This is a genomic window from Rhodococcus sp. IC4_135 (assembly GCF_011602025.1).
In the GTDB taxonomy this organism is placed as follows: domain Bacteria; phylum Actinomycetota; class Actinomycetes; order Mycobacteriales; family Mycobacteriaceae; genus Rhodococcus_F; species Rhodococcus_F baikonurensis.
The window spans coordinates 234,607-247,762 of sequence record NZ_JAAOLG010000010.1 but is presented as its reverse complement, the minus strand read 5'-3'; the positions used below and the strand labels follow the sequence as shown (position 1 = coordinate 247,762).

Below are 13,156 nucleotides of genomic sequence, written 5' to 3'. Positions count from 1 at the left end.
TTAGCCCGCACCGACAACTCACCATACGACAACGACTCGCCACCGAACCGCACCGCAACCCGATCACCAAACCGCGCAGCAGCATCATCGAACCACGCCGACAACGTCGAATCCACACCACGATCGATCTGGCCAGCACTGAAGCGGGAGAGCAGGTTTCGTTCACCATCGACCAAGATGTCAACGTCACCCACCGCTACGGTGGGATCAGCAGTCACCGCACGGAAGGTCCGTACCAGCCGATCACCAAATTCCACAACGGTCGACTCGTCGAACAGATCCGTCGCATACGTCAAGGAGGCGGACATTCCGGCGGGTGCGCCGGCCTCGTCGGTCCGTTCGGTCAGGGTCAACTGGAGGTCGAATTTCGCCAGTGCAAGATCAGCACTTTCGATCGACACTTCGAGGTCGCCCAGTTCGAGCGTTGTCTGTTCGTGGTTCTGGAACGTCAATGCCACCTGGAACAGCGGATGACGAGCCTGCGAACGAACCGGATCGAGAACCTCCACCACACGCTCGAACGGAACATCCGCATGCGCGAACGCCTGCAGATCCACTTCACGCGCCGAAGCCAACAGATCCGTGAACGACATCGACGGATCAACCTCGGTACGCAACACCAAAGTGTTGACGAACATACCGATCAGATCGTCGAGCTGCGCCTCACCGCGACCCGCGATCGGTGTACCGATCGCGATGTCGGTCGTTGCGGACAAACGAGAAAGTACGACGGCGAGCGCTGCGTGAACAACCATGAACGGTGTCGAGTTACTGCTGTGCGCAATCGAATTGACAGCTTCGTGCAGGGTGGCGTCGATATCGAACTCGACCTCGGCTCCGCGCCCTGAAGCGACCTCGGGACGCGGACGGTCGGCAGGCAGATCCAACTGCTCCGGAAGATCAGCCAACGCATCCGACCAGAACGCAATCTGCTTCGCGATCACGGACCGCGGATCGTCCTCGGACCCGAGAACCTCACGCTGCCACAACGAGTAATCGGCGTACTGCACCGGCAACGGCGTCCAAGCCGGCACCGACGCTCGTGTACGTGCTTCGTAGGCAACCATCACGTCACGGGTCAACGGACCCATCGAGAAACCGTCGGTCGAGATGTGATGCACGACGAACACCAGAACGTATTCGCTGTCGCCGACTTTGAAGAGCTTGGCGCGCAACGGGACTTCGGACGTCACGTCGAAGCCGACTGTCGCCAGCTCGGCGACGCCCGCAGCCAGGCGATCTTCCGTGATCGACACGGGGCTGAGATCGACGACAACGTCTTGGACGTCGAGGACGTCCTGATACCCGACGCCGTCGACGTCCGGATACAGCGTCCGCAGTGATTCGTGTCGGCCCACGACATCGAGCACGGCAGCGTTGAGAGCTGCCACGTCGAGGGCGCCCGAAATCCTGATCGCCGCCGGAACGTTGTTCACTGCCGACGCGGGTTCGAACCTGTTCAGGAACCACATGCGCTGCTGCGCCAACGAAAGTGGGATCCGAGCGGGCCGGGACTGCGGGACCAGTGGGGCCGTGGCACCCGAACCGGCGTGCAGCTCGAGCCGGAGGGCGAGTGACTGCACGGTCGACGCTTCGAAGAGCGCACGAACCGGAACGCTTGTGTCAAGCGCCTCCCCCAGCCGTGCGGCGACACGGGTCGCGATCAGCGAGTTGCCTCCGAGCTCGAAGAAGTCGTCGTCGCGGCCAACCTGTGCGACTCCGAGAACTTCGGAGAACACCTGCGCGACAGTCTCTTCGACGGTCGTGATCGGCGCCTGATACACCTTCGACTCGAACACGGGCGATGGCAGAGCTTTGATGTCCGTCTTGCCCGCGGTGGTCAACGGAATCGAATCGAGTACCAGTACCGAGTCGGGGACCATGTAGCCGGTCAGGAACGTCGACACCGACTCGATGACCTGTGCGGGATCCACCTCGGCGCCGGCCTGTGGCACCACGTATGCAACGAGACGATCTCCGAAGTGATCGTCGGAGCGAACAAGAGCAACAGCTTGCGCAACGCCCGCGCAACGGGTCAGCGCGGCCTCGATCTCGCCGAGTTCGATACGGAACCCACGGATCTTGACCTGGAAGTCGCTGCGGCCCACGTACTCCACTGCGCCACCGTCGATCCACCGGACCACGTCACCCGTGCGGTACAACCGCTCACCCGGCGCCCCGAACGGGTCTGCGACAAAACGACCCGCCGTCAATGCCGGCTGTCCCAGGTATCCACGAGCGACCTGAACACCCGACACGTACAACTCACCTGCGACACCAACCGGCACAGGCTGCAAGCGGCCGTCCAAGATCCGCGCGGCCATACCCCGAATCGGGCCGCCGATGTTCATGCGATCAAACGCGGTCAGCGTATCGCTGATGTTCGAGGCGACCGTCGACTCCGTCGGACCGTACGCATTGAAGAATCCACGCACACCGCCATCCGGAAGCGGCACCGCCCACTTGGCAACGAGAGACCGCGAACTGGCTTCGCCACCGACGACAACCACCCGCAACGCGTCAAGCCCGCTCGGATCCACTGATGCCAGCGCAGCGGGCGTCACGAACGCATGCGTCACGCCCTCCGAACGCAAGATCTCGGCCAGTTCCGCACCGCCGTACACCGTCGTCGGCGCAATCACCATCGTCGACGCGGAGCCGAATGCCATCAGCAACTCGAGGACAGACGCATCGAAACTCGGCGAGGCAAAATGCAGCGTCCGAGCATCCGCGGTCAGCGCATAGCGCTCGACCTGCTCGGCACAGAAATTCGCCACACCGGCGTTGGTGACCACAACGCCCTTGGGCAGACCTGTGGTGCCGGACGTGTAGATGACGTACGCAGGCTGCCGCTCGTCGATCGCACTACGTCGATCCGAATCACTCACCGGCGCGCAGGATTCTGCCGCGCACGCCGCCACTGTCTTCTCGTCGTCGAGAACAACCCACGTCAACGCCGACGGCAATCCTGCCTCGACGTCACTGAGCGCAAGACCCAGCACCGCACCGGAATCGGAGATCATATGGGCGATACGGTCAACCGGATACGTCGGGTCGACTGGTACGAACGCAGCACCCGTTTTCGCCACCGCCCACAGAGCGAGAACCGAATCGGCCGAACGCGGAATCGCGATCGCGACCCGATCCTCCGGCCCGACGCCCTTCGCAATCAGAACACGAGCGAGTTGCGACGACCGCTCGTCGAGTTCGAGGTAGCTGATCGACTGACCGTCGAAGCGAATCGCATCCGCCGACGGATCCAAAGCGGCCGCCGCTGTGAGAATCTCGACCAGGGTTCCCGAGACCGACTGACCTCCATGAACATCGGCCAGCACACCCCGCTCGGCCGCATCGAGAATATCGATGTCACCGACGACAATCGAAGGAACCGACACGACAGTCTCGAGGATACGAACCAGACGCCGAGCAAACCCTTCGACCGTCGAAACGTCGAACAGATCTGCAGCAAACGTGAATTCGGCCGAGAGCCCTTGCTGGATCCCGTCTTCGCCGATCGACTCGGTTACTGCGAGTTCGAGGTCGAACTTGGCAGTGGTCGTGTCGATTTCGGCGGCCTTGATCGCCAGTCCCGGCAGTTCCAATGCCGTTTGCGCGAGATTCTGCAAGGACAGCACGACCTGGAACAGCGGATGTCTGGCCTGCGACCGGGCGGGAGCCAAGACGTCCACCAACCGCTCGAAGGGCACGTCCGAGTGAGCGAACGCTCCGAGCGCAGAATCACTCGCCGCAGCCAGCAGATCCGTGAATGCCTGGGCCGGGTCGACCTCGGTCCGCAGAACAAGCGTGTTGACGAACATGCCGACGAGATCGTCGAGCGCCTCGTCGCCACGACCGGCAACGGGAGTGCCCACGGCGATGTCCGAGGTTCCGCTCAGTCGGGCCATCAGAACGGCAAGCGCCGAGTGCAACGCCATGAAGAGCGTCGCGTTGTTCTCCCGTGCCAGCGCGTCCAATCGACGGTGCACATCCCCGGAGATCTCGAACGCGAATCGCTCGCCGCGCATCGACGCCACATCAGGCCGAGACCGGTCCGACGGAAGCTCGATCACATCCGGTAGGTCTGCCAGAGTCTCGGTCCAGTACGAGATCTGCTGCGAGATCAGTGATTCCGAGTCGTCTTCCGACCCCAGAACCTCACGCTGCCACAACGAATAGTCGGCGTACTGCACAGTCAACGGCTGCCACGCCGGCGCGGTCCCATCCTTGCGTGCCGAGTAGGCAATCATGACATCGCGAGCCAGGGGCGCCATCGACCAACCGTCAGCGGCGATGTGATGAACCACGATCGCGAGGGTGTGCTCGGTGTCGCTGACCGTCAACAGGCGGACACGGATCGGCACGTCGACAGTGACGTCGATCGCTGAGGATCCGATTGCAGCGACTCGACTTTCGAGCTCGTCCGGATCCGAAACCGACTCCACGGTCAGTCCACCGAACGCCTCCGAAAGCGACAGAATCGACTGCTTCGGTCCGGAAGCCCCGTCCGGATATACCGTTCGGAGCACTTCATGCCGGGCCAGTACGTCCTCGAGCGCAGTTTCCATCGCGGCAGTATCGAGATGACCGGTCAGGTGCAGAGCAAAAGTGATGTTGTAAGCAGCTGAGTCGGTGTCGAAGCGGTTCAGGAACCACATGCGCTGCTGCGCCAGCGACAACGGAATTTCCGCGGGACGCACCTGTGCGACGAGCGCCTTCTGCCCGCCGCTACCTACGTGCGACTCGATGTGTGCGGCGAGCGCCTCGACGGTGGAAACGTCGAATAGCGTTCGCACCGGCACCGTAGTGTCGAGCGCCCGCCCCAATCGGGAGGTGACCTGAGTAGCCACCAGGGAGTTGCCACCGAGTTCAAAGAAGTCGTCGTCGAGGCCGACTCGTTCCACTCCGAGAACATCCGCAATCACCTGCGCGACAATCTCTTCCACCGGCGTGGTGGGTGCACGAAACTCGCGGACCTCGAACGTGGGAACTGGCAATGCGCGACGATCCAACTTGCCGTTCGACGTCAGGGGGATTTCCTCCACGATCATGAACCTGGAAGGAATCATGTACTCGGGAAGCTTCTCCGCGACGGCAGTCGTGAGCATCTCAGCTTCGAGGGACGTGTCACCGTCCGCGACGACGTACGCGACAAGTTGATCGCCGATCCGTTCGTCGTTGTGCATCAAGACGACGGCTTGCACGACTGACTCGAGCGACACGAGCGCGGCTTCGATCTCGCCCAATTCGATCCGCAGCCCACGCAGTTTCACCTGGAAGTCGCTGCGGCCGACATACTCCAACTGTCCCAGATCGTTCCACCGGACAAGATCGCCTGTCCGGTACATCCTGGAACCACCGTCGCCGAACGGATTTGCGACGAACCGTTCAGCCGTCACGTCGAACCGAGCACCGTAACCTCGCCCGACACCAACGCCCGCAACGTACAGCTCGCCGATCAGGCCGGCTGGGACCGGATGCAGACGAGAATCGAGCACAAACAAGTCGATGTTCGGAATCGGCGTACCGATAGGCACACCGGCGCTGTGCTCCGATGTCGCGGACAGTGCCGAAACAACATCCGAAGCCTCAGTGGGACCATAGCTGTTGACGATTCGCACTCCAGCCCGCATCAGGTGCGAGAGCCTGGGGAGTTGGATCGGCTCACCGCCGAGGAAGACTACATCCAGTTGTGTGAGCACTCCCTCCGCATCTGCATCGGAAAGAGCGACGAAGGCGCTCGGCGACATGTTCGCAACACGGATGCCAGCTGATTCGACGATCCCGAGAATGGCATGCGGATCGAAACCATCTCCGCTCAAATGAAGCGGCACTCCACTACCGAGCGCTGCCCATATGTTCTTCTGCGTGAGGTCGAAACTCGGTGAGGACGCAACGAGGATCGGTCCGGCTTCGGGCAGTTCCGAGCGGTACCACGCGACAGTGTTCTCGATGCCTCGCATCGGCACCATCGTCGGCTTCGGACGCCCGGTCGAGCCGGACGTCGAAATCACATATCCGAGATGATCTTTCGCACCGACAGAAAGCCAGGGGTCGTCCTGGCGCTGAACGGCGGGCGCCGGTGGAAGATCAGACTTCACAACGAGTACCGGGATGTCGAGTTCGATGACGTCGACGGTCACGACACACACCGCATCGGTATCTTCCAGAATCGACTGGATGCGCTCCTGCGGGAAGCTCGGGTCGATGGGTGCGTACGCGGCTCCTACCTTCCATGCAGCGAGCATCGCCACTACCCATTGCCACGACCTGGGAACGGTCAACGCCACAACGTCGCCCGCACATACACCGGTCGCGGCCAGTTCCAGTGCGAGGAGACTGGACCGTGTGTCCAATTCCTCGTAGGTCAGTGTTCGATCGTCCTCCGCCACCGCGACGGCGTTCGGCTGAGCGTCTGCAGCCCGGTAGAAGGCCGACAGGATCGACAACTCCGCAGCACTACTGCGCGTTCCCGCCGACCAGTCGAGCACTCTTGCCGACTCGTCATTCCCGAACACGGCGATATCGCCGACCTTGGTGTTTTGATCGTCGACGACGGCATTCAGGACGCGGATGAAACGCTCGGCGAACTTCACCATTGTCGAAGCATCGAAGAGATCGGTCGCGTAGGTAAGCGTCGCGTCCAGGCCTTCGAAGTCCGTTGCGCCCTCTTGCCCCTCGGACACCATCAGTTCGATGTCGAACTTCGCGATCGGCACCTCGAGTTCCGCCGCCACGGCCTTCACTCCAGAGAACTCGAGCTCGCGCCGTCCACTGATCTCCGCGGTCAACGCAACCTGGAACAGAGGGTGACGAGCCCGTGAGCGCGGCGGATTGAGAGCCTCGACCAGGCGCTCGAATGGGACATCCGCATGTGCGTACCCAGACAAGCCCGAATCACGAACTCGCTGAATCAAATTGGCGAATGACTCATCAGGATCGACCTCGGTGCGAAGCACCAGGGTGTTCACGAACATGCCGATCACGTCGTTGAGTGCTTGATCGCCTCGCCCGCCGATCGGGGCACCGATCGCGATGTCGGAGGTACCACTGATCCGGCTCAACAGCGTTGCATAGGCCGCCTGCAACACCATGAACAGCGAGACGCTCCTCGAACGCGCCAACTCGTTTAGCTTGCGCGTCGTGCGTTCGCTGATCTGAAAATGGTGCTTGGCACCGTGATTGGACGCGACGGCAGGACGAGGTCGGTCTGTGGGCAGATCCAACTGATCCGGCAGATCAACGAGCGCCCGGCGCCAGTAGTTGATCTGGCGAGACGATTCCGATCGGGGGTCTTCGTCGGATCCCAGTGCTTCGCGTTGCCACAGCGCGTAATCGGCGTACTGAATCGGCAGCGGCGTCCACGCCGGCGCCGACTTCTCACTTCGCGCCGAGTATGCGACGAGAAGGTCACGTGCGAGCGGACGGAACGACAGTCCGTCTGCAGCGATGTGATGGAGAACCATCACCAGCACGTAGTCCGTCGGAGACACCTCGAAGAGGGCAACCCGTACCGGAATTTCGAGCGTCACGTCGAAGCCGCGAGACGCCACGTCGAACAGGGCGGCGTCGAGATGCGAATTCCGAATCTTGACCGGGTTCAACTCCACTGCAGCCCGGTCGACCGGCAGAACCAGCTGTTGCGCGGTTCCGTCGACATCGGGGTAGATCGTGCGCAGAGACTCGTGCCGCTCGAGAAGGTCCATCACCGCGGCATGCAGGGCGGACGGGTCCACCGAACCGGTGAGCCGGACCGTGAAGGGAAGGTTGTACGCGGGTGTCGACGGGTCGAGACGGTTGATGAACCACATGCGCTGCTGCGCAAGCGAGAGCGGGACGACCTCGGGACGAGGCTTGGCGATCAGCGGGGTGAGCTGCCTGGCGTTGCCCGCCACCGACTCGGCGCGGGCCGCCAAGGTAGCGACCGTGGTGGATTCGAAAAGCTCCCGAACGCCGAGTTGCACTCCCAATGCCGAACCCACTCGGGTCACCAATTGTGTTGCAACCAGAGAGTTTCCACCGAGCTCGAAGAAGTCGTCATCGATACCGACGCGCTCGACACCGAGCACGTCGGCAAACACGTCAGCCACGATGCGTTCGATTTCGGTGCGGGGCTCGCGGTACTGCTTCGCACTCGCGAACACCGGCTCGGGCAACCCGGCACGATCCAATTTGCCACTCGTGTTGAGCGGCAACGCATCGAGCACCATCAACGCGGCCGGAACCATGTACGACGGGAGGCTTCGACCGGCGAACTCGCTGAGGACAGCAGCATCGATGTTTCGGCCAGGCCCCGGCACGACGTAGCCGACCAATTGATCACCGGTCGGGGTGACGGTCACCAAGACGACAGCCTGGGAAACATCGGGGTGTGCCAGAAGAACGGTCTCGATTTCGCCGAGCTCGATGCGCTGCCCACGGAACTTCACCTGGAAGTCGGTACGCCCGATGTAGTCGAGATTTCCGTCCTCACGGCGTCGGACAAGGTCGCCGGTCCGGTACATACGCTCACCGGCCGTGCCGTACGGATTGGCGACGAACCGATCCGAGCTCAGATCAGGTCGACCCACGTACCCACGCGCGAGTTGGACGCCGGCGAGGTAGAGCTCACCCGGCTGCCCGATGGGCGTCGGTCGAAGTTGCCCGTCCAGTACGTGTGCCTGAGTGTTCCACTGCGGCATACCGATCGGCACGGAAGTAGTGTCCGAGGACACTGCCTCGTAGTACGTGACCGACACCGCGGCTTCAGTCGGACCATACAGGTTGTGCAGTCCGGCTCCACAGAGTTCACGGAAGGCGGAAGATGTCTCCGGTGGGAGCGCCTCGCCGATGACGAACACGTGGCGCAACGAATCACAAGATCCGGCAGGTGCGTTCGCAGTGAACAGCGTGAGCATGGATGGCACGAAGTCGGTGATCGTGACGCCGAGTTCCGCGATCTTGTTTGCCACGTAGATCGGGTCTCGATGACCGTCCGGAGTCGCAACTACCAGTGTGGCGCCGACCTGCAACGGCATGAAGAATCCCCACAGCGACACGTCGAATGTCGTGGCGGTCTTCTGCAGGTAGATGTCCGACGCCGAAAGCCCGTACTCGGTGTTCATCCACTGAAGCTGATTGTTGATCGCTGCATGAGTGACCGCGACACCCTTGGGTCGCCCGGTCGACCCCGAGGTGTAGATCACGTACGCAGTGTTCGAGAAATGCAAGGGAGACAGGCGATCTGCGTTGGCGATCGACCTACTGTCGAGCTGTTCGTAGTCGAGGGTGTCGATCTCGATCACCCGTGTCCCCTCGGGCAGATCCACATCGTCCCGCGCAGTAGTCACAACACACGTGGGCTGCGCCGACTCGAGAATATATGCGGTGCGGTCGGCTGGATGGTCGGGATCTACCGGCACCCAGGCTCCGCCGGCCTTGGCGATCGCGTACAGACCGACCATCAGGTCCAGAGACCTGCGGATCGACAGTCCCACAAGCGATTCGGGCCCAACACCCATGCCGATGAGCTGACGGGCCAAACCGTTTGCGCGGGCGTCGAATTCGGCGTACGTGAGGCTGGCGCCTTCGAAAACGACAGCGGTGGCATCGGGCGTACACTCGACTTGACGCTCGAATGCTTCGGTGATGGTTTGCGAGGCAACGTGGAAGCCGGTGCGGTTCCACAATGCAACCTTGTTCCGCTCCTCGTCGGTTGCGACAGGGAGATCCCAGACCTTGCGGCTCGTTTCGGCCGAGACGAACTTCTCGAGGAACTCCACGAACCGCGAGTGGTTTCGCTGGGCGTCAGCGGGCCCGTACAGATTGGGATTCGACTCGAAGTCGATGTGCGTACGGGTGTCGCCGACGCTCTGGTACAGGTTGACACCGAGGTCTTCGATCAACCCCGTGGACAGGATGTGAAGCTCGCCGACGAGGGGCCCGAACGCCAACTCGGTGGAAAACATCATGATGTTGATCCACGGGCCGAAGAATCCGCCCCGACCCGGCCCGTCACCGCCGCGAACCATGTCCTCGTGTCGGTACCGCTGGTGGCGCAGTGCGCCGGACATTTCGTTCCTGACGTCGTCCAGAAGATCCTGGACGGTGGTGTCCGCAGTGACGGTCAGTCGCAGCGGGACGACGTTGGAGACCATGCCACCGGACCGGCGCAGCACGGCTGTCGTTCGACCGGAAACGGGCAAACTCAGCGACACGTCCTCTCGTCCGGTCATCTGAGCGAGGTACGCCGCAAACGCCGCGACGACAGTGCCGGCAACAGTGGTCTTCTCTACGCGCTCGAGGAACCGCCCGAGCAGCGCCTCGACGTGGTTGGACAGCGCTGCACTGTCGATCCGACTGACCGGAGCAGGCGCGGCACTTCGACCCGCGAGGCTCGAGATCTCGTCGAGATTCTCGATCTTGTCGGCCCAGTACTTGCGGTCGGTTTCGAAACGACTCGACTGGCGGTACTTGTTGTCTACCTCGTAGACGTTCCGGAGATCGGACGCCTCACTGGGCTCCGGATCCCGGCCCTCCACGCGTGCCGAGTACAACTCCGCCACGCGCGTGACGAACGTCGAGGCACCGAAACCGTCGAGAATTGTGTGGTGGACCCGCGTGTACCAGTAGTAGCGATTCTCGCCGAGTCGCAGAATGGTGGCAGAGATCAGTCGGTCCGTAAGCATGTCGATCGGCCGACTGCGATCTGCACGCATCCACTGCATCGCCGCATCGTGCGAATCGTCCTCACTCCGAAGGTCCACATAGCCAACCGAATCATCGAGCGTGGCGTCGATGATCTGGTACGGCTGGGCGTCGATCTCGAAGATCCGAACGAAGGCCGACCCGATTTCGCGGCCGGCGTCGGCACACGCCTGACGAAGCACGTCGAGCGCCAGCACTCCACGGAGTTCTACGTACTGGGCGATGTTCACCGGAACAGAGGGGTCGAGGTGCTGAGCGAACCACATGCCGAGCTGCGCCGCAGAGAGTGGGAATGCGCCTGATCGCTGAACGTCCTCCGGCGAGCTGCCGACCTCCGGCTTGCCGCTCCCCAGTTCTCCGTTATTCAGCGAATTCACGCCCACAGCCTCTCTTCCACACCATTGCGCACCCGCCTGAATCGAAGTCCAATTCACAGCAAGTACCGATCCCGTTCGCCCGCAGCGAGCCAGAACCTCCCATTATCTCTGATGCGTCAAAGCCACAGCAAAGCAACACCACGCATATCGGGCGGCCCGGTCCGGATTGTTACAATGTCCACGATCACAGACGCAGCGCGGACTCCGCGGTTTGCTACCCCCAATGCATTAGATGTAAACCAACCAGCCCCCACGCAACTGAACCGCGGCCGGCCGAACTGGCGAGGCCGACACCCCAGAGTCCGATACGGGCGATCTCGCTCCGATCCCCGAAAACTCTACAGGCACGCCACTTGCCACCCGTCCGGGCGGTATCTCGTAACAATCGCACCGTCGAAGCGACAAAGCGGCCCTGCGGGGCAATTGCGACAGCGATTCAAGTCTACGACTGTGTCCTACACACGACTCGGAAAGCTGCCCTAGCGACATGCGTTAATAGTGACGCGTGTAGTAAGTACATATATGCGCCCGTCGATGGCGGCGTCGCGTAAACCTCTGCGTGACTGCAGGCTAAGAGTCCGCCGCGGCAAGCCCCCGATTAGGGTCCTCCAAATGAGATCTCAACGGATCTCCGCTATCGTAGGTTGGACACTCATTAACTGGACGACAAGTACTGGAAGGTGAATCAATATCCCGAAATATTTTCGCATTAACCCAACAGATGCGTACTACGTCTACAGTCGACATCCTGACATCTACAGCCTGCAGGTCTTCGATTGCGATGACAGCGGGAATGCGCCATCAGCGAGGCAAATTCGCGAGCATCTCGCACAGCGAATGAACAGAATTCCCATTCTTGGAGAACACCTCGAAGACGACCCCGTAAAATTGGACTACCCCTACAGAGTCGCCGACTCCAGTGGAATCGATTCACATATTAACGAAGTCTTCGTCCACGGGAAAACGTGGAGTGAGTGCATGCGCGATTTTTCCAAACTAATGGAGACTCGGCTGGATCCGTATAAGAGCTTGTGGCAGGTTCACGTGCTGCGCGAAATCATGGATGTACCAGGATCTCGCGGGCCTGCAACCGCGCTGGTTTTCCAGTTTTCGCACTGTGCCACTGACGGACTTGGATCAGTCGACCTGGTTCGTGCACTGCTGGCATCGACTCAAACTGTTTGTGAACCCGCACCCGATGACTTGGCTTCCCGCCCGCGCCTCCGCCACTCGATGTTTGGAGCTGTCCGGGGCTCTTACAACTCATTACGACTTGCTTCGCAGACAGCAGGCAACTACGTCCGCTCAAGGACAACGAAGACCGCCGACACAATAGAGCTGCCAACCCCTGGATTTCTCGCGGGCCCATCGCTCGGCAGACCAATGTCGCGAACATTTCCACTGGCCCTCGCCGATCTTCGAGTACCTGGTTTCACAATCACGGAAACTCTCGCAACCGCGGTCTCCCTTGCGATCGAGCGCTATGCAAAGGCCTTTGAACTACCCATCGCGACATACCGATGCAATGTTCCGGTCGCTCTTCCGCCACGTTCCACCAGCCGTGATCTCAATCGGATCTCGCCATGTGCGATCGATCTCCACGTGCTTACTGAGGATTTGACGCTTCGAGCGAGCTCGATCAGTCAAGAGTTGAGGGACGGAAGGCAGGCCGCAACTAGCGCCGCTGCGGAGAAATTCAGATCATTTGTGAACCAAGTGCCTGCGCCAGCTCTTCGCATCTTCACCCGGATTGAAGCGCGAAAGCTCGAGGTCCCCTGTGAGCGAGTCAGTGTGCACACGAAGCTGGCCAGCTATCGCGCGGGTCCAGCAGATACAACTCTTGCCGGCGCACCGGTACTGTTTGCCAGTTCGTTGCCGTCGATAGGTTTCAATATTCGACTTGCTCACAACGCAATTGGGCTGGGGGACACAGTATGCATATCTATAACCGCAGCACCGGAGGCGATTGCCGATATCGAATTCTACGAGAAGACCGTAAGATCATCGATCGTTGACGTAGTCACAGCGCTGCGCCTGGGTGTGTCATCTGACAGCAGCCAAGATGAGTTTGGCCGTACAAACCCGCTATGAACGAC

Annotated in this window: 2 protein-coding genes; one reads left to right on the top strand and one right to left on the bottom strand. The window is 61.2% G+C overall.

Annotation, left to right across the window (positions count from 1 at the left end):
* The coding region (locus G8767_RS19830) for an amino acid adenylation domain-containing protein (protein ID WP_346843014.1) at window positions 1-11,060 on the bottom strand (11,060 nt) is incomplete at its 3' end.
* Window positions 11,061-11,744: 684 nt separating this feature from the next.
* Here G8767_RS19830 and G8767_RS19825 point away from each other — a divergent pair.
* Window positions 11,745-13,151 carry a wax ester/triacylglycerol synthase domain-containing protein gene (locus G8767_RS19825; protein WP_166811324.1) on the top strand — a complete coding sequence of 469 codons (1,407 nt, stop codon included), beginning with the start codon at window positions 11,745-11,747 and terminating at the stop codon, window positions 13,149-13,151.
* Window positions 13,152-13,156: the final 5 nt, after the last annotated feature.